The organism is Mesorhizobium sp. M2D.F.Ca.ET.226.01.1.1, assembly GCF_004022705.2.
Lineage (GTDB): Bacteria > Pseudomonadota > Alphaproteobacteria > Rhizobiales > Rhizobiaceae > Mesorhizobium.
In genome coordinates, this window is record NZ_RZOY02000021.1 from 1 (window position 1) to 24,513 (window position 24,513).

Below are 24,513 nucleotides of genomic sequence, written 5' to 3' on the forward strand. Positions count from 1 at the left end.
GCTATGTCGGACTGGCCAAGGCCGCAGCCCAAGTGACGATGGCAGCGATCGCCTTCAACATGCGCCGATGGGCCGCCATCACGCCATAGGTGCGTCCAGCATCCGGCCTAAGGCCGCATCGCCACCCCCAAACTCCACCCCAAGAGCCAAAACAGAGCGAGACCTCACGGCCAAACCGCTCCGCGCGCTAGGTCGCGATGACTGTGCAACAGGCCCCCTCAAGGGGAGAGATCACCCGCGCTCCGGAAACATCGCCTTCAGCCCCTCACGCGACGCCTTTGCCACGCCGCGCTCGGTGATCAGCCCCGTCACCAACCTTGCCGGCGTCACGTCAAAGGCGGGGTTGGCCGCCGGCGTCGCGTCGGGCGACACACGCACCTGCGCGACCTTTCCATCCGCCGTCTTGCCCCAGACCAGTGACACCTCATCGCCCGAGCGCTCCTCGATGGGGATTTCCGCCAGCCCGTCGGCCACCGTCCAGTCGATGGTGGGCGAGGGGAGCGCGACGTAGAAGGGCACCTCGTTGTCGGCGGCGGCGAGCGCTTTCAGATAAGTGCCGATCTTGTTGCAGACATCGCCATTGGCGGTCGTCCGGTCGGTGCCGACGATCACCACGTCGATGTCGCCGTGCTGCATCAGATGGCCGCCGGCATTGTCGACGATCAGTGTATGCGGCACGCCGTGCCCGGCCATCTCCCAGGCGGTCAGCTGGGCGCCCTGGTTGCGCGGCCTGGTCTCGTCGACATAGACATGGACGGGAATGCCGGCCTCGGTCGCCAGATAGATCGGCGCGGTGGCGGTGCCGTAGTCCACCGTCGCCAGCCAGCCGGCATTGCAATGGGTGAGGATGTTGACGGTCTCGCCGGGCTTCTTGCGCGCCGCTATCTCCTTGATGATGGCGAGCCCGTTCTCGCCGATGGCGCGGTTCAGTCCGACATCCTCGTCGGCGATCTCGGCGGCGCGCCGGTAAGCGGCCTCGGCGCGCCCTGCCGGCGCGAGCGGCTTCAGGAAGCGCCGCATCTCGTCCAGTGCCCAGCGCAGATTGATCGCCGTCGGCCGCGTCTTGTGCAACGTCTCCCATACTGCGTCGAGCGCTTCGTCCGACGGATCGTCCATCATCTGAATGGCGACGCCATAGGCCGCGGTGACGCCGATCAGCGGCGCGCCGCGCACCCACATGTCGCGGATCGCGGTGGCGATGCCGGCGACGGTTCCGATCGTCTCGATACGGAACTCATGCGGCAGCCAGCGCTGGTCGATGATCTCGACCGACCGCTTGTCGTCGCTGAGCCAGATGGTGCGGTAGTGGCGTTCGCCGACGTTCAAAGGCTCTTCTCCTGTTCGATCAGCGCGGCCAGTTTGTTGACCTCGTCGATGCTGTGGATCTGGCGCCGGTTGACGGCGATGTGGCGGCCGAAGCGCAAAGCCTTGGCCTCACATGTGGCGCGCAGGTCTTGATCGGCAATGGTTTCGAAATCGGCATTGTGGGCGAGGCCCAGGATGCGCCGGTGCACCTCGATGCCGGCAAAGCCGAGCAGGTCGGTCCAGATGGAGTGCAGCATGTGGTCGAGCGCCTGTTCGGAGCCGAGCAGGTCGCCTTGATCCTCGAACAGGCTCTTCTGGTAGAGCATGCCGGTGCGCTCGGTGCGCCACAGATGCGAAAACTCGGCGCGGAAGGTCGCCCAGGTCTCGGCTGTGACGCCGAGCAAGTAGGCGCGTATCGAGTCGCGGCTGCCGTTTTCCTCATGGCCGCGCTGCGAAAAGAAGGCCATCCAGAAATTGGCGAGCAGCATGCCGACATCGAAGGCGATCGGGCCATAGAAGGCGAACTCCGGATCGATCATCCGCGTCTCTGTGTCGGTGACCATGATCGAGCCCGAATGCAGGTCGCCATGCAGCATGGTCTCGGCATTGGCGGCAAAGAGATGTTTCAGCCGCTGCGCCTCGACCTTGAGGTCGCGATCGGCGCGTAGTTCGGCGACCAGGCCGTCGAGCTGCGGGCTGGTGTGCCGGTTCATCTTGGCATCGAAATAGGGGTCGGAAAACACCAGGTTCTCGGTGATGTCGCAAAGCTCGACATTGTCCGCGAACAGCGCCAGGTCGGCCTTCCGCTCTCTTGCCACCATCGACAGGTCAGAGCCACGGAACAGCGTGCGGGCCATGAACAGGCCGATGTCGCGCGCGATGTTCGGCAATTCGCGGCCGTCGATCAGCGCGCGCCTGAGAATGATGTGCGGCGGCGCCAGATATTCCATGACGATCAGCGCCTGGGTCTCGTCGAAATGGTAGATCGCCGGCACCGAGCCGGGCGCGCGGCGCTCCTGCCTGGTTAGCGCATGATATTCGAAGAACGAGCGCTTCAAGGGCAGCGGCCAGCTGTCGCCGACCAGCCGCACATAGGGCAGCGCCTGTTTCACGACCGCGGCGCCCTGGTCGCCCTCGACGATGAAGACGAGGTTGAGATTGCCGTCGCCGACCTCGCGTACTTTCCAGCGGCTGATGTCCTTGCCGATGCGCTCGGTCAGCGCCACGGTCTCGCCAAGCCGCTTCGGGAGCGTCTCCACCGACAATGCTTCGAACTTTCCGGTCATGTTCTCCCCTCCTGCGCGTGGTTTCCAACGATAGCGGAGCCACGGCGGCGGGGCCAAGCTAGGAAGCGCGCTGGCAAATGTCAATCGTGTTGACAATTGCCGAGAGAGCCCATAGCGTCACGGACCAGGGAGGAAGGAATGGGCCCAGATGCCGTGTTCCGTGTGGAGGGCCTGAGGAAATCCTTCGGCCAGAACGAGGTGCTTGGCGGCATCTCGCTCGAACTGCATTCGGGCGAGGTGACGGTGCTGATGGGCGCCAATGGCGCCGGCAAATCCACCCTGGTCAAGATCGTCAGCGGCGTCTATGCGCGCGGTGCCGGCTCCATGCAGCTCGCCGGCAAGGCGTTCGACCCGCAGACCCCCGCCGAGGCCATCCGCGCCGGCGTCGTCACTGTGCATCAGAACATCAATGATGGCGTGGTCGCCGATCTCGACGTCGCCACCAATCTGACGCTCGACCGGTTGAGCGGCAAGGGCGCATCGATGCTGTTCAGGCCAGCCAATGTCCGCGCCGAAGCCAAGGCTGTCGCCGACCGCATGGGGCTTACCATCGACCTCAGGGCGCGCGTCAGCGATCTATCATTGGCCGACCGGCAGATGGTCGCCATCGCCCGCGCCATGGCGCATGAGCCCAAAGTGCTGATCCTCGACGAGCCGACCTCGTCGCTGTCGAGCACCGAGGCCGACCGGCTGTTTTCACTGATCGACCGGCTGCGCGGTCATGGCGTCGCCATCCTCTATATCTCGCACCGCATGTCCGACATCAGGCGGCTTGCCGACCGCATCGTATCGATGCGCGACGGCGTCATCTCCGGCGCCTTCGATCAAAAACCGCTGGATTACGAGGGCGCCGTCAACGCCATGCTCGGCCGCAAGATCCACCTCGACCGGGTTGTCGCCAGAAGCTCGGCCCGCGCCGTCTTCACGGCAGAAAGCTTGCGGATCGCGCATGGCGCAAAACCGATTTCGATGACGCTCGGCACCGGCGAGGTGGTGGCCATCACCGGCTTGGTCGGCGTCGGCAAGACGGCCTTGGCCGAAACGCTGTTCGGCGTGCGTCGGCCGCTCGCCGGCACCATGCATATGGACGGCAAGCCCTATGCGCCGGGCTCGGCGCGTGAGGCGATCGCCGCCGGCGTGTTCCTCGTCGCCAAGGATCGCGCCGCAAGCGGCATCGTCGGTGGTTTCAACATCGAACGCAACATCAGCCTGCCGTTCCTCAAGCGCATGTCGGGCTTCGGCGTCATGAAGAAGCGCGCCGAGCGCGCCATTGCGCGCCGCCAGATCGACGAGCTCGGCATCGTCTGCCGCTCCGAGAAGGATGAGTTGTCGGCGCTTTCCGGCGGCAACCAGCAGAAGGTGATGGTGGCGCGCTGGATGTCGCAGGCCTCGCGCCTGTTCATCCTCGACGAGCCGTTCCAGGGCGTCGACATTTCGGCCCGCCGCGACATCGCTGCCAAGCTGAGGGCAAGCGCCGACGGCCGCGCCACGCTGATCTTCGTCACCGAGATCGATGAGGCGCTGGAGACCGCGGACCGCATCCTGGTGATGTCGGAACACACGATCGTCGGCGAGCACCGCAACGCCGATATCGACCTCGACCGGCTGCTGGCGGAAGTGGCCGGTGGCCCGCTTCACAGCGCGGCATGAGGGTCGACAAATTGCAGGGGTGGACTGGGAATGCGTTTGAGTTCGAATGCCGCGCGTCGGGGCGCTGAATGATGCGCGACTACGCCATCCGCTACGGCTTCATCGTCCTGCTGGTCGGGCTGATCGCCTATTTCGCAAGCGCGGCCGACGGTTTCGTTTCGCCGCAAAGCGCGGTCTTTATCTTCCAGTCGGTGGCCATCACCGGCGTGCTGGCGCTCGGCGTCACCGCGACGCTGGTCGTCGGCGGCTTCGATCTCTCGATCGGTTCGGTCGCCACCAGCGCCATGATGGCGGCCTCCTACGCCATGGTGGTGTTGGAGCAGAACGCCATCGTTGCCGTCATCGCCTGCCTGGTCATCGGCGTCATCGTCGGCCTGATCAATGGCTGGCTGATCGTCTATATGCGCGTGCCCGATCTGCTGGCGACGCTTGGCATGATGTTCCTGCTGCTCGGCCTGCAGCGCATTCCGACCGAAGGCCGCTCGATCGCCACCGGCATGACCATGCCCGACGGCTCGGTCGCCAACGGCAAGTTCTCCGAGGCGTTCCTGGCGCTCGGTCGCCACCGCATCGACTTCTTCATCCCGAGCCTGATCCCGGTCTCGGTGGTGGTGCTGGTGGTGCTCGCGGTGCTGATCTGGTTCTTCCTCGAATACACCCGCTTCGGCCGCATGATGTATGCCGTGGGCAGCAATGAGAGGGCGGCTGAACTCGCCGGCGCGCCTGTCAAGGCATACAAAATCTGGGCGTATGTAATTTCGGGAGTTTTTGCCTCGATCGGCGGGATTTTGCTCGCCGCCCGGCTTGGACGTGGCGACATCGCCTCGGGTAATAATCTGCTTCTCGATGCTGTAGCGGCGGCGCTCATCGGCTACGCGGTGCTCGGCGCGGCCAAGCCCAACGCCTTCGGCACGGCCGTCGGCGCGGTGTTCGTCGGCGTCCTGCTGCAAGGCCTGACGATGATGAACGCCCCTTACTACACGCAGGATTTCGTCAAGGGCGCGGTGCTTGTCGTCGCCCTTGTCTTCACCTTCGCCCTTTCCGGCAGGGGCAAGAGATAGTTTCGACCGGGGTATTTGAGACAGAACGGAGGAAAACAAAGTGAGCATCACAAGAAGACTTTTGGGGAAGGCGGCACTCGGCCTCGCCGGCGCGGCGCTGCTGATGCAGGGCACGGCATTGGCGGCGGACAAGCCGGCGCCGTTCGACAAGCCTGGCGTCAAGATCGCGCTGGTGCGCTATCTGTCGACCGGTGACTTCTTCCAGGCCTATCTGTCCGGCGTCGAGGCGCAGGCCAAGGCGCTCGGCGTCGACCTGCGCGTGCTCGACAGCCGCCAGGACGCCGCGCTCCAGGCCGACATGGTCGACCAGGCCATCGCGCTCGGCGTGCAGGGCATCATCATCCAGCACGGCCTGACGGAATCGATGAAGGACGCCGCCCAGCGTGCGGTCGACGCCGGCATCAAGGTCGTCGCCTTCGACGTCAATGTCGAGAACCCGAAGATCCCGCAGATCGAGCAGTCGGACAAGGATCTCGCCAAGCTGGCGCTCGAGCAGGCGGTCAAGGACAATGGCGAAAGCTGGAAGGCCGGCTATGTCTATGTCGCCGGCATCGCCCCGCTCGATCGCCGCAACGAAACCTGGGTCGACGTCAAGAAGAAATATTCCGGCATCAGCGAGGTCGCCCAGTTCGGCACGCTCGACAACCCGATCGCCAACTCCGTCGCCAACCAGGCGCGTTCGGTGCTGCAGGCGCATCCCGACATAAAGGTGATGTTCGCGCCCTATGACGAGTTCGCCAAGGGCGTGAAGATCGCCGTCGACGAGGCCGGCCTGAACAAGGGCATCAAGATCTATTCGGCCGACATCTCGACCTCGGACATCTCGGCGATGCGCGAGCCGGACAGCGCCTGGGCCGCGACCGCCGCCACCAACCCGGCCGTCGTCGGCCAGGTCTCGGTGCGCGCCCTGGCGCAATTGCTTGCCGGCGAGGATCCCGGCCACAACGTGATCGTGCCGCCGACGCTGATCACCCAGAAGGAGCTGATCGATAAGGACATCAAGAACATGGAAGACCTGTCGGCCAAGCTGCCGCAGTTCGCCCATGCCAATGTCGCGATGCCCGCCTGGATGCCGAACCCCAACGCCAAGTAAGGTTTGGACCAACGCAAAATAGAAAGAGCGGCCCAAGCGCCGCTCTTTCCAATTCCAAGACGCCTTCCAGGCTACCTTTGTGCAATTCCAGGAAGAGTGCGTAGCGGCTCTCGGTCCGGAAACAAAGACCTAGCGCTGCCAGAAGGGCAGCTTGGCGATCTCTTCCTCGACCTGACGGTTGGTAAGGCCGATATCGTCGATCAGGTGCGGGTTGTCTCTTGCCATCCGCTTGAGATCGAGGCGAAAGCGGGAGAGCTCTCGCTCAGCCGCGATCCTGCTCCGCCAGGCGGTCAGGCTGAAACGGCGACCCCCGCGGGTCGCCGACTGCGCGGTCAAGCATGAGGCGGGCAAAAGGGTATCGTTCATGGCAACCTCCATGCAGTATGGGGCTCGAGGCCGTGGTCTGGAATGAGATTGAATTCTGCCGGATGCCAGCGGCGGCGTAATTAAGCCCTCCCAAATAGTTCTCAAAACTTCCAAATCGGCTATAGATCGCGGCATGCAAGGATCGCGCTTTGCTTTTGGACCCTTCGTGTTTGATCCTGGCGCGGGAACGCTGCTTCGGGGCGATGTTCCCGTTGCCGCCGGCCATCGCGGACTGAAGCTGCTGGAAGCGCTAGTCGCGCGTCCCGGCGAAATCCTTGCCAAGGCCGAACTGATGGATGCGGCCTGGCCGGGCGCCGCCGTGGAGGAAGGCAATCTCACTGTCCAGATCGCACAGCTCAGGAAGCTGCTCGGTCCGGCGACCGGTGGCGGCGAGTGGATCGCCACGGTGCCGCGCGTCGGCTACCGCTTCGCCGGCGCCATCGAAAAACTCGACGGCGCGCAGCAAAAGCCGCTGCCGCTGCCGGACAAACCCTCGATCGCCGTGCTGCCCTTCGTGGCCTTCGGCGGCGATCCCGAGCAGGAGTCCTTCGCGGACGGCCTGACCGAGGACCTGATCACCGACCTCTCCAGGATAGGGGGGCTGTTCGTTATCGCTCGCAACTCGGTTTTTGCCTACAAGGGCAAGGCGATGGATGTGCGCATGATCGCCAAGGACCTTGGCGTGCGCTATCTTCTGGAAGGCAGCGCCCGGCGCGCCGCCGGGCGCGTGCGCATCAACGCGCAGCTGGTCGACGCTGTAACCGGCGAGCATCTTTGGGCGGAACGCTTCGATCGCGGCCTGGAAGACATCTTCGCCGTCCAGGACGCGGTCACGGCCAGGATCGTCGAAGCGCTGCTCGGCCGCCTGCGCGCGCCGCCGGCCCGCAACCGGCCCAGGAATCTGGAAGCCTATGATCTCGTCGTGCGGGCTCGCAGATCGTTTGACGAGTCCCCACAGATGGCGCGCGAAGCGCATCTGATGCTGACGCGCGCGATCTCGCTCGATCCGGACTATGCCGAGGCCTATCGCTGGCTTGCAATGAACCACTGGATGAGCTGGGTGCATTGGGGCGAGCCGTTCGAGCCTGCCCGCAGCATCTCCCTGGAGCTGGCGCGCAAGGCTGTGGCGATCGACCCCAACGACGCCGGCTGCCGCTGGGTGCTTGCCAATTTGCTTGCCTATGAACGCGATTTCGACCGGTCGGACGCGGAATTCGCCAAGGCCATCGAGCTCGATCCGAACGAAGCCGATATCTGGGCGACATTGTCTGACATCGAGGTGCTGGCCGGGCGGTTGGACGAGGGCCTGGAGCACATCCGCAAGGCGTTCCGGCTCAATCCCTTTCCGCCGAGCTGGTATTATCTGACGCTCGGCCAAGCGCAGTATGCGGCTCGTGACTACGAAGCGGCCGTCGAGACGCTGCGCCGCGACGAGACCTACCGCACCAGCTCACGCCGCTTCCTCGCGGCAAGCCTGGCGCAGCTCGGCCGCCTCGACGAGGCGCGCACCGAGGTCGCGCTGTTCCTCGTCGGCAACCCGCACTTCTCCACCCAGCGCTGGGCCGACACAGAGCCGTTCCGCGACGAGGCCATGCTTGAGCATTTTGTCGACGGCTTCCGCAAGGCCGGCCTGCCGGAGTGATTTGGCGTAACCTCACCGCCCGGCGCGCGCCAGCCCATGCGCTACCAGCCGATCGATAACCTCCGGATAGCTGACGCCGCTTGCCGCCATCGCCTTGGCGTACATGCTGATGTTGGTGAAGCCGGGAATGGTGTTGAGCTCGTTGATCAGGAAATTCATGTCCGGCATCAGGAAGAAGTCGACGCGGGCCATGCCGTCGCAGCCGAGCGCTCTGAACGCCTTCGCGGCTGCGCCCCGCATGGCTTCTTCGACTTGCGGCGGCAATTCCGCCGGCACTATGAGCGCAGCGCCATTCTCGTCGATATATTTGGCGTTGTAGTTGTAGAAGCCGTGGCTCTCCGCGGGCACGATCTCGCCTGGACGCGAGACGAAAAGTTCGCCCGCGGGGCTCTCCAGCACGCTGAATTCGATCTCGCGGCCACGAACGAATTCCTCCGCCAGCAGCTTGCGGTCGTGCTGGAAGGCTTCTGACAGCGCGCGGTCGAATTCCTGGCTGGCATTGACCTTCGCGACGCCGACCGACGAGCCCTGCCGCGCCGGCTTGATGAACAGCGGCAGGCCGAGCCGGTCTTCCAGTTCGGCAAGCGAAGGCGCCGCGCCCTCGTCGATGGTCACCGAGCGTGCGACGGGCAGGCCTGCCGCCTTCAGCAGGCGCTTGGCGATGTCCTTATCGAGGGCCGTGGCCGAGCCCAGTATGCCGCAACCGGCGAGCGGCACGCGCGCCACTTCGGCCAACCCCTGCACCGCGCCGTCCTCGCCATGCAGCCCATGCAGCACCGGAAACAGGATATCGACGGCGGGCAGGTCGTGGGGTGCACCGCTGGCGGGGATCGCCAGCATCCGTCCATGCCCGCCCGGCACAAGGCAGAGCTGCGTGCCGGCCGACGGCGTCGCCAGCGCGCCTTTCTCGAATTGACTCAGCAGCCACAGTCCTTCGCGCGTGACGAAGATCGGAACGGCATCGTATTTCGCGGGATCCAGCGCGGCCATGACATTGGCCGCTGATAGCAGCGATACCTCATGCTCGGCGGAGCGCCCGCCGAAGAGCACACCGATACGAAGTCTTTTCGCCGCCATCGACAACTCCACCAATGATCAGGGTTGGAGCTCGCATGCGAAACACCAGGGATCCCCTTCAACCGTAGTAAGCGGAGGATTGGAGTGGGACTTTGACCGGTTGCAGCAGTTTTTCAGCAGAAGCTGCGAAAGGCGCTCCGTCCTGAGAGGAGTCAACGCGAGGAGATCGAGCGGTTCGTCGTTTCGTGAAACGATGAGCTACTCGTTGACGAGATCGGAATGAGAACCGGTTCGTGCAAGCTGCAGTTCGCCATTCGCGACGCGATAGATCAAAAGCCAATCCGGTTCGATGTGAGCGTCGCGATAGCCTTCCAGTCGCCTTTCAGCGGATGGTCCTTGTAGATCGGCGGCAGTTCATGTTCGCCGATCAGGAGACCTAATATCTGACGCAACTTGCCGAGATCCTTGCAAGCTTCTCCATACGCTTCACATCCCGGCGGAATTGCCCGGAGCGAACGGGGATCAACATGTCAGATGTCAAGATCCTTGAACAACTCGTCGGCCGAAGCGAACCGCTTGCCCTTGCCCTTCTCCAATCCGGCCATGGCCTTTCGTGTGGTTGCGTTCGGCACTTTCACCGGAAAGGGAAATTCCTTGTCCGCGGCGACACGGACCAACAGTAGGCGAATGGCGTCGGAAACCGACAACCCCATGGCCGCCAAGGCTTCCGTAGCCTGATCCTTCGTTGCGGCATCGATGCGAGCACGAACTACCGTATCTGATGCCATATGTGACTCCTCTGAAGCCACAATGTAGCTACAGAGGAGCATTCCTGCAAGCAGATACCCTGTCATTTTTACAGGACAAACATCACCTTTACAGGACAAACATCACCGCAACGCCGCCGCGATGTTGCCGCCGTCCACCGTCGTCACGTCGGCGGTCGTGCGTTCGGCCAGCGCCTGGTGCAGGAAGGCTTGCGCCACGTCGTCGGCCGTCACTTCCTGCCCGAGCAGGTTGCCGGACATGTATTCCTTCTCCGAGACGCCGCGCGCGCCGGAACGGCTGGCGATCATGGCGTCGCTGAGAAGCCCGGAGCGAATGCGGTCGGCGTTGACCGCGTTGGACCGGATGCCATGGGCGCCGTAGTCCAGGGCGTATTGCCTGGACAGGAACAGCGTCGCTGCCTTCGGAATCCCGTAGGCGCCGAATTTCGGCCCGGGATTGATCGCCTGCTTGGAGGTGTTGAACAAAAGCACACCGCCGGTGCCCTGTTCCAGCATGATGCGCACCGCATTCTGCGCCGCCGACTGGTGGGCGAAGAAATTGAGCTCGAAGCTCTTGCGCAAAGTTGCGTCGTCGAGCTCGCCGATGCGGCCTTCCCAGGCCGCTCCCGCATTCGAGACCAGGATATCGACGCCGCCATAGACGGCGACCGCCTTGTCGAAGGCGGCGCGCGTCTCGGCAGGCTTGGTGATGTCGGCGCCGACGCCGATCGAGTTGTTGCCGGCAGCCTTGGCCGCGTCGGCGGCCTTGGCCGGATCGAGGTCGACGATCACCGCATGCGCGCCATTGGCCGCGAACAGTTTCGCCGTCGCGGCACCGATGGCGCCGGCGCCGCCGGTGATCAGCACCACCTGGCCGGTCAGCGGCTTCGGCTTGTTCGAGGCAAGCTTGGCCTGCTCCAGCGACCAGTATTCGAGCGGGAAAAGGTCGGCCTTGGAAAGCGGATGGAAATTGCCGACGGCCTCGGCGCCGCGCACCGCCTCGATCCACATCTCGCCGACATCCGACGCGATCTTCGCATCCTTCAGCGTGCGGCCATGGCCGAACATGCCCAGACCCGGCACCAGCGTCAGCCGCGGCATCGGGTCGAGCATGGTGCGCTTGACGTCGTCCAGCGCGTCATTGCTCTCGAAATAGGCGGTGTAGTCCTTGACGAACGCCTCGACATGGCTGCGCACCACGGCCTTGTAATCGCCGAGCTTGTCGGCGTCGGGCGCCGGCAACGCCATCGGTCCCGTCTTGATGCGGATCGACAGGTCGGGCGTCGAGACGCCGCGGCCGGCCAACTCGGCAATCTTGGCCGAATTGATGAAATCGACGATCGCGTCGGAGGTGCGGAAGTCGCTGATCATGCGGTCGAAGCGGCCTTCGCCGCGCGCCACGGCCACGGCGCCGCGCAATGTCGGCGCGATGTCGCTTGACTTGGCGAGCTTCGCCGGCAGCGCCGCCTTGGCCGCCTGCGGCTTGCCGTTCTTCGCGACATAATCCTCGGCCACAGTCACATAGTGGATCATCCGGTCATAGGCTTGCTTCGCGTCGTCTCCGAAGGTGAAGATGCCGTGCTTGTCGAGGATCAGGCCTTCGACTTGTCGGTCGGCGTCGAAGACCTCCGCCGCGACCTTGGCGAGGTCGAAACCCGGCTTGATATAAGGCACGTAACCCATCTTGTCGCCGAACACGGTCTTGATCAGCGGCTTGCTGTCTTCCTGGTCGACGATGGCGAGGATCGCTGTCGAATGCGTATGGTCGACGAATTTGTGCGGCAGAAAGGCGTGCAGCAGCGTTTCGACCGACGGGTTGGGGGAGGCAGGGTCGATCAGGTTGGAGCGCTGCAGCGCCACCATGTCCTCGTCGGAGAGGTTGGTAAGCGTGCGCGCCTTGAGCAGCGGGCCCATCTTCACCGCCGGCAGGCCCTGCGGCTCGATGACGGCCATGTCCCAGCCGCTGCCCTTGACGCAGAGCACGTCCCATTCATCGCCGACCAGATCGGTGGCTTTGGTCTTGCACGAGGTGTTGCCGCCGCCATGCAGCACCAGCCGCGGCTCGCCGCCGAGCAGGCGGGTCGTGTAGACGCGCAACGCAAGATCGCGGCCGACGCCCTTCCTGGCATAGTCGGCAACCATCTTTTCCGCCTCGGCGTCATTCCAAAGGTTCTTCATGTCGTTGCAGTCCAATTCCGTCTTTTTTGTTCATGAACAGAAAGCCGCGACGTCTTGATGACAGAAGCGGCAAGGGTGGTTTTTCTACGAGGCCTTTTTGCTTGCCGCCTCGGCATACTGGAGCAGGCGCCCGGCCATATGCGCGCCGATCACCAGATGCGTGCAGAGCCCGCCGGCGATGGCCGAAAGTAGCGGCTCGAATTTCGTATCCTCCTGCACCACCATCAGTCGCTTCTCGATGGCGCGCAGGGAAGCGAGCTCGGCGGAAATGACGCGCCGGTTGTAGCTGCAGTCGAGCATCTCGCCCCTGGCGTCGATGATCTGTCCGGCGATGACGCCGGCAGCGCCCTGGCTCCGCAGCCCATCCATCTCGGCCGGCGTCAGCGCGCCGCATTTGACCAGATGGCTGTCGGCATCGACGGCGCCGACGGAATAGAGCGCGAGGTCGCAGTCGGCAATGCCGGCAAGCTGGTCGCGGATCACCGGCTCGGCGCGCAGGCTCTCCGCCAACTCTTCCGTCGACAGCACCAGCGGCGCGTAGAAGTTTAGGCCTTTGGCATTCAAGCGCCGCGCGATCTCCATGGTGCACTGGTCTGGCCGATAGGAATAAGGCGCGCCGAGATTGCCGCAGAGCTGCACCACGGTGACGTCCTGCAGGTCGGCGAACGACATGATGTCGGCGATGGTGTAGACGGTACGGCCCCAGGCGACGCCGATGCGGTCGCCCTTCTTCACCAGTTCGAGAAAGACGCTCGCCGCTAGCACCGCGATATCGGTCGAGGGATCGGCGAGATAGGCGTTTTCCGGCGCGATCCAGACCGCGTCGAGCCCGAACGCGTCTTCAACCTTGCGCGCCACGACATCGTCAGTGAAAAGCTGCGTCGAGGTCGAGATGTTGACGATGCCGGTTTCGCGCGCCTTGCGCAGATACATGGCGACCGAAGCGCGGGAAATGTTGAGCTGGCTCGCCACTTCGTCCTGGCGCAGGCCATGGGCATAGTAAAGCCAGGCGGCCTTGTGGATGAGCTGTTCTGCCGGTCTGATCGCCATGCCGCCTCCTCGGCTGACATTAGTCACGGCTCTCGACAAAAGTCAAATTTGGTTGGGCGGAGGGAACTCACCTCCCGACAAGGCGTATCCTGGATCGCCGTTCTACCAAGCCGGCGCAGCATAGCATTTTCAGCCATTCAGGGGGATGGCTTGACGAGAGGCCTAGGGCTAGAAAGTTCGAAAAGAACTTTGGGGAGAACGGGATGGCCAATCCTTACGAACAGGACCTCGACAGGAACGCCGCCAATCATCAGCCACTGACGCCGCTGACCTATCTCGAGCGTGCGGCAAAAACCTATCCCGATCATGTCGCCATCATCCATGGCAACCAGCGCATCAGTTACCGCGAGTTCTGGCGCCGCTCGCTGAAGCTTGCCGCCGCGCTTGCCAAGCGCGGCATCGGCAAGGGCGATACGGTCACGGTGATGCTGTCCAACACGCCGCCGATGCTCGAAGCGCATTTCGGCGTGCCGATGGTGAAGGCGGTGCTGCACTCGCTCAACACCCGCCTCGACGCCGCCGTCATCGCCTTCCAGCTCGACCACGCCGACTCGAAGGTGCTGATCGTCGACCGCGAGTTCTCGGGCGTCGTCAGGCAAGCGCTAGCATCGGCCAAGGCCAAGCCATTGGTCATCGACTATGACGACCCGGACTACGCCGCCGATGCGCCCTATCCGAAGGGCGAGCGCATCGGCACACTCGACTACGAGGACCTTCTTGCCGGCGGTGACGAGGCCTTCGCCTGGTCGATGCCGGATGACGAGTGGGACGCCATCTCGCTCAACTACACCTCGGGCACCACGGGCAATCCGAAGGGCGTCGTCTACCATCATCGCGGCGCAGCACTTATGGCCTACACCAACACCATCCATGCCGGCATGGCCAAGCATGCGGTCTATCTCTGGACGCTGCCGATGTTCCACTGCAATGGCTGGTGTTTCCCCTGGACGCTTGCCGTGCAGGCCGGCACGCATGTCTGCCTGCGCTGGGTGCGGGCAAAGCCGATGTATGACGCCATCGCCGACCATGGCGTCACGCATCTGTGCGGCGCGCCGATCGTCATGTCGGTGCTGATCAACGCGAAGGACGAGGACAAGCGCCAGTTCCCGCAGATGGTCACCTTCAACACCGCCGCGGCACCTCCTCCGGAAGCGGTGCTTGCCGGCATGGCCGACGCCGGCTTCGCTGTCACGCATCTCTACGGCCTGACCGAGACCTACGGCCCGGCGGTCGTCAACGAATGGCATAATGAGTGGGACGGATTGGAGAAAGGCCCGAGGACGGCGAAGAAAGCGCGCCAGGGCGTGCGCTACGCTTCGCTCGAGGGTCTTACGGTAATGGACCCTCAGACGATGGTGGAGACGCCGGCCGACGGCGAGACCATCGGCGAGGTCATGTTCCGCGGCAACATCGTCATGAAGGGCTATCTGAAGAACCGCAAGGCCACCGACGAAGCCTTCGCCGGCGGCTGGTTCCATTCCGGCGATCTCGGAGTTATGCATCCGGACGGCTATATCCAGCTCAAGGACCGCTCCAAGGACATCATCATCTCGGGCGGCGAGAACATCTCGTCCATCGAGGTCGAGGACGCGCTCTACAAGCACCCGTCGGTCGCCTCCTGCGGCGTGGTTGCGCGCGCCGACGACAAATGGGGCGAGGTGCCCGTCGCCTATGTCGAGCTGAAGCCCGGCAAGACAGCGACGGAGGCCGAGATCATTGAGCATTGCCGGGGGTTGCTGGCGCGTTTCAAGGTCCCGAAGGCGGTGGTGTTCGCAGAAATCCCGAAGACGTCGACGGGGAAGATCCAAAAATTCCGGCTGCGCGAGATGGCGAAGGGGGCGTAGTTCGCTGGCTGACCTCGATAAGTTTTGCGAGGCGTCTCGTGATTTCGTTATCCTGGAGCAGTCGCGAAGCGACGTCGCGGAAGCCCCAGGATCCATTCCGTAACCATGCGGCCATCTTCCAACGGTTGAGAATAGCCGTCAGCGACCGTTAGGCTGATATCGGCGTAACTTCTTGATCCGCCTTCGTCTTCGGCTGACCGTTACGGAATGATCCTCGGGTCTGCGCACGTCGCTTCGCTCCTTGCTTCGCCCGTGGATGACGACGTCACTGGCGTCAATGGCTAATCGTCGGCGTAACCTTCGGTGAACCGGCAACTGTCACCATCTGTCACCAATTATACGTGTACGTCGATTCCGCGTTGACTCCAGGCCGCTTTCGTTTTACGACTGACGAAAATTGAAATTCGTCACTCATCAAACGAAAGCGCTATGTCAGAAGCCGCCAACATCGTGGCAGACCCCGCCAGACAGGAGAATGTAACCCGCATTCTCGACTGCGCCGAGCGGCTGTTCCGTCACTACGGCTACGGCAAGACAAACGTTGCCGACATTGCCCGCGAGCTCGGCATGTCGCCGGCCAACATCTACCGCTTCTTTGCCTCCAAGGTCGAAATCCACCAGGCCGTTTGCGGCCGCATGCTCGGCGCCAGCTACAAGATGGCCTACGAGATCATGCATCTGCCGATCAGCGCCGAGGAGCGGCTGCGGCGCTACATCCATGCCCAGTACAAGATGACGCTGGAGGTCATGCTCGACCAGGAGAAGGTGCATGAGATGGTCATCGTCGCGCTGGAGCGCGACTGGGGCGTCATCGACAAGCATGTCAACAGCATCCACGACCTGTTCGCCGAGGTGATCCGCGAGGGCATCGAGGCCGGCGAGTTCAGGCAGCAGGATCCGGAAACTGCCTCGCGCTGCTTCGGCGCCGCCACGATCATTCTCTGCCATCCGCAGATGGTGGCGCAGTGCCTTGCCAAGACCAACCGGGCGATGCCCGACGAACTTATCGACTACGCCATCAGAGCCTTGAAATAGAAGCTGTCCGCCGGGTGCGGTCGACAAATCATCTCCAGTTTGGGAGTGCTAAGGTGTCTTTGTCCAGTTCCATCCTCCGCAAGCTGCCGGCCGCCGGCTTCCCAGCCGTCGCCGTCGTAGCAGCAGTGCTCGGCCTTGCTGGCTGCAGCCAGGAGAAGGCCGAGGTCGTCCAGGAAATCGTCCGGCCGGTGAAGGTCGTCGAGATCGGCGAGGCGCGGACCACACGCCAGCTCGACTATTCCGGTTCGGTGCGCGCCCGCACCGAAATGAATCTCGGCTTCCGTATCGCCGGCAAGGTCACCGAGCGTCTGGTCGACATCGGCCAGCATGTGAATGAGGGCGACGTGCTCGCCCGCGTCGACCCATCCGACTACGAGCTGTCGGTGAAGAGCGCCGCGGCCAGCCTCGATGCCGCCGAGCGCCAGGTGGAGACGGTCGACCTGGCCAGGAAGCGCGCCGAGCAGCTCTATGCCAAGAATTTCGCGCCGAAGTCGCAGCTCGACCAGGCGCGGCTGACCTACGACCAGGCCGTGGCGACGCGCGATGCCGCCCGTTCGGCGCTGGCCCAGGCACAGAACCAGGTCCAATACGCCGATCTCAAGGCCAGCAAGAACGGCATCGTCACCGCGATTTCCGCCGATGTCGGTCAGGTCGTCGCCGCCGGCACGCCGGTGATGACGGTCGCGGTCGACGGCGAGAAGGAAGTGTCGATCGCCGTGCCGGAAATGGATATCGCCGGCTTCAAGCCTGGCAAGGAGGTCAAGGCGAGTTTCTGGTCGGACGAAGGCTTGACCCTTGACGGCAAGGTCCGCGAGGTCGCCGGCAGCGCCGATCCGCAGTCGCGCACCTTTGCGGTCAGGGTTTCGCTGCCGAACGATCCTCGCGTGCTGCTCGGCATGACCGCCAATGTCCAGGCGACCGTCGGCAACAAGACGCAACTTGTGTCGATCCCGCTGACCGCGATGACCGAGAAAGATGGCAAGCAGATCGTCTGGACGGTCGATCGCGGGTCCGACACGGTCCATCCGCGTCCGATCAAGGTCGCCAACTTCACGACCGACGGTGTCGCCGTGGCCGACGGCCTGAAACAGGGCGATGTCGTGGTCGCGGCCGGCACGCAGTTCATGACCGAGAATCTGAAGGTCAAGCTTTCCGGCGACGCCCAGCAATCCGCTTCGGCCGAGAATGACGTCGCGACGACCGGTAGCCTGCACTAACCAGGCGCAACAGACGCCTTTCCCGCACTCGCTGTGTCAAGCCGCGAGCCGGGGAGGGCATGGGTTCCGGGCGGCGGACGCCCGATCGTGAGATGCCGGCATGTTGGCTTCCCCCGCAGCAGTGCCGCGTCCAGCGCGATTTGCGAGTCTCTCTCCGCTTGAGGGTCTCGCCGCCCGGAAACCCGACCGAGAATTCACAGGCAATGCCAGGTGTGCATTGCCGGCCAATTGGACTGGACTTGTGCCATGACCACGACGGACAGCAGCACCGAAAAGCGGCCCTTCAACCTGTCGCGATGGGCGATCGGACATCCGAGCATCGCGCGCTTCCTGTTCGGGCTGATCATCCTTGCCGGCGCGCTCGGCCTGATGCGCATGGGTCAGAAGGAAGACCCGGACTTCACCTTCCGCGTCATGGTGGTGCAGGCGATCTGGCCGGGCGCCTCGATCCAGGACATGGAGGACCAGGTCGTCAACAAGATCGAGCGCAAGCTGCAGGAAACGCCGCATCTCGATTTCGTGCGCTCTTACACGCGCGCCGGCAGCGCGATCATCACGCTTCAGGTGAAGGGTGACACCAATGCCGACCAGGTGAAGGACGCCTTCTATCAGGTGCGCAAGAAGGTCGGCGACATTTCCAGCGACCTGCCGCAGGGCCTGCTCGGCCCGTATTTCAACGATGAGTTCGGCGACACGTTCATCACGCTGCACTCGATCAGCGGCGACGGCTTCACCTATCCGGAGCTGAAGAAATTCGCCATCCAGGCGCGCGACATGCTGTTGACGACGCCGGGCGTGGAGAAGGCCGTCATCATCGGCGACCAGCCCGAGAAGATCTATATCGACGTCTCCTCCAAGGCGCTGGCCGAGCGCGGCCTGACCATTCTCGATCTGCAGAACGCCGTCAAAGGGCAGAACGCCGTCGATCCGGCGGGTAATGTAGACACCGGCCTGCGCTCGGTGCGCATCTCGGTCGAGGGGGACGTCACCAAGGCCGCCGACATCCGCGAGCTGAGGCTCCGTTCCGGCAGCCAGGTGACGCGTCTCGGCGACATCGCCACCGTCTCGTCCGGCCTCGAGGATCCTTACGAACGCAAATACCGCTTCAACGGCCATGAGAGTGTCCAGCTTGGCGTGGTCATGGCCAAAGGTTTCAACGTCAGGGACGTCGGCAAGGACGTCGAGGCGACCTATCAGCGCTTCGAGGCAGGATTGCCTTACGGCGTGTCGGTCGACCAGATCTCCGACCAGCCCCAGGTCGTCAAGGACGCGGTGAGCGAGTTCATGGAGGCGCTCGGCGAAGCGCTGCTCATCGTGCTTGCCGTCTCGCTGCTGTCGATCGGCTGGCGCTCGGGCCTGGTGATCGCCATCGCCATCCCGCTGGTTCTGGCCGCCACCTTCGCCATCATGTACGAGATCGGCATCGACCTGCAGCGCATCTCGCTCGGCGCGCTGATCATCGCGCTCGGACTGTTGGTCGACGACGCCATGATCGTCGTCGAGATGATGGAGCGAAAGCTCGAGGAAGGGCTGGTCAAGATCGAGGCGGCGAGCTTCGCCTATACCTCGACCGCCTTCCCGATGCTCACCGGCACGCTGATCACCACGGCGGGCTTCATCCCGGTCGGCTTCGCGGCGTCCACCGCCGGCGAATATGTGCGCACGCTGTTCTATGTCGTCGGCATCGCGCTGGTCGTGTCGTGGTTCGTAGCGGTCTATTTCACGCCGTGGCTGGGCTACATGATCCTGAAGCAGCGCAAGCACGCCGGCACGCATCACGATGTGTTCGACACCCGCTTCTATCGCCGCCTGCGCGCGACGGTCACCTGGGCCGTGCGTCACCGCATCATCGTGTTGGTGATGACGCTGGTCACCTTCGCCACCAGCCTGTGGGCCTTCCAGTTCATCCCGCAGAACTTCTTCCCGCAATCCTCGCGGCCGGAAATCCTGGTCGATCTCTGGCTGCCGGAAGGCACCTCGATCAAGGAGGTCGAGAACCAGGCCAAGGCGCTGGAAGCCAAGATGATGGACGATCCCGACAAGCGCTTCATCGCCACCTATATCGGCGAAGGTGCGCCGCGCTTCTTCCTGCCGCTCGACCAGCAGCTGCGCAACCCCAACTTCGCCCAGTTGCTGGTTATGGCCAAGGACGAGCCGGCGCGCGAGCGGCTGATCGTCAAGATGCGCAGGATCCTGGCGCAGGATTTCCCCTCGATCCGCGGCAAGGTCGACCGCCTCTTCCTCGGCCCGCCGACCGGTTGGCCGGTGCAGATGCGCATCATGGGTCCGGACCGCAACGAGGTGCGCCGCATCGCCGACGAGGTGAAGGCGAGGTTCCAGGCCAATCCGCTGCTTGGCGCCATCCATGACGACTGGCTGGAACCGGTACCGGCGATGAAGCTGGTGATCGACCAGGACCGTGCCCGTGCCCTTGGCGTCAGCTCGCAGCGTATCCGCCAGATGCTGCAGGCCACAATGTCAGGCGCGCCGCTCGACGATTTCCGCGACGGCGAGGAGACGGTCTCGATCGTCGCCCGCGAGCCAGACGCGACACGCCATATCCTGTCTTCGGTCGACTCGGTCTATATCCCGACCGACTTCGGCGGCTCGGTGCCGCTGTCGCAGGTGGCCAAGGTCGTGCCCGTCATGGAGCAGGGCATCGAATGGCGGCGCGACCGCCTGCCGACGATCAGCGTGCGCGCCACGCTGCCGGACGGCGTCCAGTCGAACGACGTTGTCACCAAGATGTATAACGACATGAAGGACCTGCGCGCCGGCCTGGCGCCCGGCTACAAGGTCGAGATCCAGGGCGGTGCCGAGGATTCGGCCGAAAGCCAGGCTTCGATCGCCGCCAAGGCGCCGATCATGCTTGCCATCATCGTCGTGCTGCTGATGGTCCAGCTGCAGCATTTCGGCAAGTCGATGCTGGTGCTGGCCACCGGTCCGCTCGGCATCATCGGCGCTGCCGCCGCGCTCTTGATCAGCGGCGCGCCGTTCGGCTTCGTCGCCATCCTCGGCGTCATCGCGCTGCTCGGCATCATCATGCGCAATTCGATCATCCTGGTCGACCAGATCGACCAGGACATCGCGGCCGGCATGGATCGATCGGAGGCGATTGTCGGCGCCGCCGTGCGCCGCTTCCGGCCGATCATGCTGACGGCGCTGACCGCCGTGCTGGCGCTGATCCCGATCTCGCGCGCAGTGTTCTGGGGACCGCTCGCCTACGCCATGATGGGCGGCATCCTCGTCGCCACCGTGCTCACCATACTGGTGCTGCCGGCCGGTTACGCCCTGTTCTTCGGCCGTGCGCCGAAGAAGGCCAAGACCGACGAGCAGGCGCCCGAGCCGGAACAGATCGAAGGCATTGAAAGACCGCAACTGGCCCTGGCCGCGGAATAGAGCATGACCCCGAGAAGTGCGTAGCGGTTCTCGGAGAAGGTCATGCCGAAACGATAAGGTGGCAACCTGAATCATCCGCCATCGGCAAAAGCCGGTGGCGGATGATCCGCGTCAGGGGGCACTCGCGCCGGGCGAATATGCTCCGCGCGGAGGTTTCGGCAAAACAGATTTCCTTTTCACGAGCTTGATACAGGCCGATCCTGCGCGGAATATCGGAGCGGCAACGCTCGTCCATCGCTGGATCATCCCTATGTCAGAAAAACGGCAGCTACGACTTGGCGCCTTCATGCGCCCCGTCAGTCTTCACACCGGCGCCTGGCGTTATCCGGGCGCTTATCCCGACGCCAACTTCAACTTTGCGCATCTGAAGCGTTTCGCGCAGACACTCGAGGCGGCAAAGTTCGACGCCTTCTTCATGGCCGACCATCTGGCCGTGCTCAACATGCCGATCGAGGCGCTGCGGCGCAGCCATACGGTGACGTCCTTCGAGCCGTTCACGCTGCTGTCGGCGCTTGCCGCCGTCACCGATCACATCGGCCTGGTCGCGACCGCATCGACGACGTTCGACGCGCCCTATCACATTGCCCGCCGCTTCGCCTCGCTCGACCATATCAGCGGCGGCCGCGCCGGCTGGAACATCGTCACCACGTCCAATCCCGACGCTGCGCTCAACTTCGGCCTCGACGAACATGTCGAGCACGACGAGCGCTATCACCGGGCGCGCGAGTTCTACGATGTCGTGACCGGGCTGTGGGACAGTTTTGCCGACGACGCCTTCATCCGTGATGCCGAAAGCGGGCTCTACTTCGATACATCGAAACTGCATGTGCTCGACCATAAGGGCGAGCACCTGTCGGTGCGCGGCCCGCTCAACATCGCGCGGCCGGTGCAGGGCTGGCCAGTGATCGTCCAGGCCGGCGCGTCCGACGCAGGGCGTCAGCTGGCCGCCGAAACCGCCGAGGTGATCTTCGCGGCGCCGTCCGACCTGGCATCCGGTCAACGCTTCTTTGCCGACGTCAAAGGCCGCGCGGAAAAACTCGGCCGCGCGCGGGACGACATCAAGATCCTGCCCGGCGCTTTCGTCATCGTCGGCGACAGCGTCGAGGAGGCGCGGGCCAAGCGGGCAAAGCTCGACAGCCTCGTCTACTACGAGAGCGGCATCGCCTCGCTGTCGATCGCGCTCGGCCATGATGCGTCGGGCTTCGATCCCGACGCTCCGCTGCCCGACATTCCCGAGACCAATGCCTCGAAGAGCAGCCGCGAGCGCGTCATCGACCTGGCGCGCAGGGAAAACCTCACGGTCCGTCAACTGGCCCAGCGTCTGGGCGGCTATTCCGGTCTGGCCTTTGTCGGCACGCCTAAGACCATTGCCGACGACATGGAAGAGTGGCTGCTCGGCGACGGCTCCGACGGCTTCAACGTCATGTTCCCCTATCTGCCCGCCGGGCTCGACGATTTCGCCGAGAAGGTGGTGCCCGAACTGCAGCGGCGCGGGATATTCAGGCGCGAATATGAAGGATCGACGCTGCGCGAGAGTCTCGGCCTGAAGCGGCCGCCGAACCGGTTCTTCGAAGAAGCGGCGGTTCGCAAAGCGGGCTGACGGGACAGCAAAAGCAAACGGGCGCGCCGAAGCGCGCCCGTTTGCTTTCAGGTTGCCACGTCAGATGACGAACACCCAGTTGGCGATCAGCATCACGATCACACCGGCGGCGAGCGTCAGGTAGGGCAGCATGCCCGCCTTCTTGACCGAGAGGTCGGCCCCGGCCATGCCGAGATCGGCCAGCATGTGCTCCGGGAACTTGCCGCCGTCCTGGATGTAGTGGCGGAAGCAGAACACCGGGATGATCAGCGCCGCGGTGATCAGGCCGGCCCACAGCGCCATCGGGTTCCACACCTTGGCGCCGGCGCCCATGAAGATGGCGTTGACATAGGCGAAGATGGCCCCGATGCCGAGCAGCCAGGACGGCGCACGCCAAGGCCGGTTGATGTGACCGTTGTCGATGCGATGGATCCAGCCGGCGTTGAGGTTGAGGAAGTTGAAGATGATGTAGCCGCAGTTCGACACGGCGAGGATGAAGAAGAAGCTCGTCGCGTCGGCCGAGGCGATCGCCAGAACGGCCAGGTTGAAGCAGAGATCGGTCCACATCGCCCTTGTCGGCGCGCCGTGCTCGTTGACGTGGCTGAGATAGCGCGGCAGCCAGCCGTCGACCGAGCCCTGGTAGAGCGTGCGCGAAGAGCCGGCCATCGCCGTCATGATGCAGAGCACCAGCGCCAGGATCATCAGCATGACCAGCAGGCTGTGGATGATCTTGCCGCCGCCGACCATGCCGGCCAGCGCATCGGCCACGCCCGAGCCGTCGACGATCGGCGTCGCCAGCATGCCGTTGAGGCCGAGCACACCTTGGAAGGTGAAGGGCACCAGGATGAAGAGCAGCATGCAGAGCAGGCCGGAATAAAAGATGGCCTTGAACGTATCGGTGCCGGGGTTCTTGAACTCCGATGTGTAGCAGACCGCGGTCTCGAAGCCGTAGGTCGACCAGGCCGCGATGAACATGCCGCCGAGCGCCAGCGTCCAGCCGGCGATGTTCCATGAGCCTGGATCCGGCGCGTAGGCGGCGGCGAGCGGCACCAGCGGCGAGAAATTCGCCCAGTCGATCTGTCCGGTGAAGATCGGCACGACGCCGACGATCAGCATCGGGATGATGACCAGCAGGCCGATATATTTCTGCACATTGGCCGTGCCGAGGATGCCGCGATGCTGGATGGCGAAGATGACCAGCATCAGCACCGCGCCGATGAAGAAGGTGGCGTTGAGCGTGAACGAGACCGGGCCGAGCGTATGGCCCCACAGCGTCCATGTGCGGATTGCCGGCGTCGCCGCGGCCGTCACCGCCGCGATGGCATCGGCAGGCGCCGTTCCGGCATGGGCAGCGATATAGGCGACAACCTCCGGCGAGGTCTCGGAGAAGACCGGGATCGGCGCCAGCGCGTTGAGGATATAGGCGGCGGCGATGGAACAGCCGAGCGACAGCACCGGCGACCAGGCGAACCAGTTGCACCACACCGACAGCGGCGCGATGAATTTGGAATAGCGCAGCCAGGCGGTTGCGCCGTAGATCGAGGCGCCGCCCGACTTGTTCGGGAACAGGCCAGCAATCTCGGCATAAGTGAAGGATTGCAGGAAGCCCATGATCATGGACACCGTCCAGATCACGAAGGCGAGCTTTCCGGTTGTCCCGGCAATGCCGCCGATCGAGAACAGGACGAGCGCCGGAACGCCGCTTGCCACCCAGAAGGCGCCACGCCAGTCGATATGCCTGAGCAGCTTGCTTTCGGCAGGCTGCTCGAGGGCCGTGCTTATGGTGCTCATATGTTTGTATTCCCCTTTTTGTTGTTCCCCGCCAGCGATGCTTCGGCTCTCGCGAAGCTTGCTCCCCGGCACATGATCGGCATGACCGTCGTGTTTCCACTCAGTCGTATTTTTTTCTTAAGAGTGAAGATTGATCCGACGCGCTTTCGCGTCAAGCGTTTTGTGAATGTCATGCACATCACGCTTGCGAAACATGCTCTCTTCCCCTTCTCCCCTTGTGGGAGAAGGTGTCG

The 24,513-nt window shown here is 63.8% G+C and carries 18 protein-coding genes and 1 pseudogene; 9 read left to right on the top strand and 10 right to left on the bottom strand.

Annotated elements, in window-relative coordinates:
* Positions 1 to 231: 231 nt before the first annotated feature.
* Together mtnA and mtnK are read right to left on the bottom strand one after the other, a co-directional pair.
* Positions 232 to 1,326, bottom strand: coding sequence for an S-methyl-5-thioribose-1-phosphate isomerase (gene mtnA, locus EN869_RS31360; RefSeq protein ID WP_127230458.1), 1,095 nt, complete (start codon positions 1,324 to 1,326; stop codon positions 232 to 234).
* Positions 1,323 to 2,591, bottom strand: coding sequence for an S-methyl-5-thioribose kinase (gene mtnK / locus EN869_RS31365; protein ID WP_127230459.1), 1,269 nt, complete (start codon positions 2,589 to 2,591; stop codon positions 1,323 to 1,325). The genes mtnA and mtnK overlap by 4 nt, the downstream gene beginning before the upstream one ends.
* A 138-nt stretch (positions 2,592 to 2,729) precedes the next feature.
* On the opposite strand from mtnK, the gene EN869_RS31370 reads away from it, so the two are divergent.
* The 3 genes from EN869_RS31370 to EN869_RS31380 all read left to right on the top strand — a co-directional run bounded on the left by EN869_RS31370 (position 2,730) and on the right by EN869_RS31380 (position 6,395).
* Positions 2,730 to 4,241 carry a sugar ABC transporter ATP-binding protein gene (locus tag EN869_RS31370; protein WP_127230460.1) on the top strand — a complete coding sequence of 504 codons (1,512 nt, stop codon included), beginning with the start codon at positions 2,730 to 2,732 and terminating at the stop codon, positions 4,239 to 4,241.
* Between the two features lie 68 nt (positions 4,242 to 4,309).
* Positions 4,310 to 5,302 (top strand): ABC transporter permease, encoded by a 993-nt coding sequence (locus EN869_RS31375; RefSeq protein WP_127230461.1) that lies wholly within the window; start codon positions 4,310 to 4,312, stop codon positions 5,300 to 5,302.
* Between the two features lie 40 nt (positions 5,303 to 5,342).
* The gene (locus EN869_RS31380; protein ID WP_127230462.1) at positions 5,343 to 6,395 is read left to right on the top strand and encodes a substrate-binding domain-containing protein; all 1,053 of its coding nucleotides are present in this window, start codon (positions 5,343 to 5,345) and stop codon (positions 6,393 to 6,395) included.
* Positions 6,396 to 6,524: 129 nt separating this feature from the next.
* Here EN869_RS31380 and EN869_RS31385 read toward each other — a convergent pair whose 3' ends face one another.
* Positions 6,525 to 6,761, bottom strand: a complete 237-nt coding sequence (locus EN869_RS31385) for a DUF1127 domain-containing protein (RefSeq protein ID WP_127230463.1) — start codon at positions 6,759 to 6,761, stop codon at positions 6,525 to 6,527.
* A gap of 133 nt (positions 6,762 to 6,894) precedes the next feature.
* Between EN869_RS31385 and EN869_RS31390 the strand changes: the two genes are divergently transcribed.
* Positions 6,895 to 8,403, top strand: a complete 1,509-nt coding sequence (locus tag EN869_RS31390; RefSeq protein WP_127230464.1) for a winged helix-turn-helix domain-containing tetratricopeptide repeat protein — start codon at positions 6,895 to 6,897, stop codon at positions 8,401 to 8,403.
* Between the two features lie 12 nt (positions 8,404 to 8,415).
* On the opposite strand, the gene EN869_RS31395 is transcribed toward EN869_RS31390, so the two are convergent.
* The 5 genes and pseudogenes from EN869_RS31395 to EN869_RS31415 form a co-directional block, all read right to left on the bottom strand.
* Complete coding sequence (locus EN869_RS31395) at positions 8,416 to 9,486, bottom strand: D-alanine--D-alanine ligase family protein (RefSeq protein WP_127230509.1); 1,071 nt, start codon at positions 9,484 to 9,486, stop codon at positions 8,416 to 8,418.
* A 192-nt stretch (positions 9,487 to 9,678) separates the two neighbouring features.
* Positions 9,679 to 9,949 (bottom strand): annotated as a pseudogene (locus EN869_RS31400) (type II toxin-antitoxin system YafQ family toxin).
* A gap of 1 nt (position 9,950) precedes the next feature.
* Positions 9,951 to 10,208: a type II toxin-antitoxin system RelB/DinJ family antitoxin gene (locus EN869_RS31405; RefSeq protein WP_127230465.1), complete on the bottom strand. Its 258-nt coding sequence runs from the start codon at positions 10,206 to 10,208 to the stop codon at positions 9,951 to 9,953.
* 102 nt (positions 10,209 to 10,310) lie between these two features.
* Positions 10,311 to 12,365, bottom strand: a complete 2,055-nt coding sequence (locus EN869_RS31410) for a bifunctional aldolase/short-chain dehydrogenase (protein ID WP_127230466.1) — start codon at positions 12,363 to 12,365, stop codon at positions 10,311 to 10,313.
* A gap of 84 nt (positions 12,366 to 12,449) precedes the next feature.
* Positions 12,450 to 13,415, bottom strand: a complete 966-nt coding sequence (locus tag EN869_RS31415) for a sugar-binding transcriptional regulator (protein ID WP_127230467.1) — start codon at positions 13,413 to 13,415, stop codon at positions 12,450 to 12,452.
* 203 nt (positions 13,416 to 13,618) lie between these two features.
* On the opposite strand from EN869_RS31415, the gene EN869_RS31420 reads away from it, so the two are divergent.
* From EN869_RS31420 to EN869_RS31435, 4 genes are all read left to right on the top strand, one after another.
* Entirely contained in the window at positions 13,619 to 15,259 is a 1,641-nt protein-coding gene (locus EN869_RS31420) for an acyl-CoA synthetase (RefSeq protein ID WP_127230468.1), read from the top strand.
* Positions 15,260 to 15,688: 429 nt separating this feature from the next.
* The gene (locus EN869_RS31425; RefSeq protein ID WP_127230469.1) at positions 15,689 to 16,294 is read left to right on the top strand and encodes a TetR family transcriptional regulator; all 606 of its coding nucleotides are present in this window, start codon (positions 15,689 to 15,691) and stop codon (positions 16,292 to 16,294) included.
* Between the two features lie 71 nt (positions 16,295 to 16,365).
* Positions 16,366 to 17,511 (top strand): efflux RND transporter periplasmic adaptor subunit, encoded by a 1,146-nt coding sequence (locus EN869_RS31430; protein ID WP_245489568.1) that lies wholly within the window; start codon positions 16,366 to 16,368, stop codon positions 17,509 to 17,511.
* A 246-nt stretch (positions 17,512 to 17,757) separates the two neighbouring features.
* Positions 17,758 to 20,910, top strand: a complete 3,153-nt coding sequence (locus EN869_RS31435) for an efflux RND transporter permease subunit (RefSeq protein ID WP_127230471.1) — start codon at positions 17,758 to 17,760, stop codon at positions 20,908 to 20,910.
* A 40-nt stretch (positions 20,911 to 20,950) separates the two neighbouring features.
* Here EN869_RS31435 and EN869_RS31440 read toward each other — a convergent pair whose 3' ends face one another.
* Entirely contained in the window at positions 20,951 to 21,145 is a 195-nt protein-coding gene (locus tag EN869_RS31440; protein WP_127230472.1) for a hypothetical protein, read from the bottom strand.
* 15 nt (positions 21,146 to 21,160) lie between these two features.
* On the opposite strand from EN869_RS31440, the gene EN869_RS31445 reads away from it, so the two are divergent.
* On the top strand, positions 21,161 to 22,510 hold the full coding sequence (locus EN869_RS31445; protein ID WP_127230473.1) for an LLM class flavin-dependent oxidoreductase: 1,350 nt from the start codon (positions 21,161 to 21,163) through the stop codon (positions 22,508 to 22,510).
* A gap of 60 nt (positions 22,511 to 22,570) precedes the next feature.
* Here the strand turns inward: EN869_RS31445 and EN869_RS31450 are convergent, their stop codons facing one another.
* On the bottom strand, positions 22,571 to 24,280 hold the full coding sequence (locus EN869_RS31450) for an APC family permease (RefSeq protein ID WP_127230474.1): 1,710 nt from the start codon (positions 24,278 to 24,280) through the stop codon (positions 22,571 to 22,573).
* Positions 24,281 to 24,513: the final 233 nt, after the last annotated feature.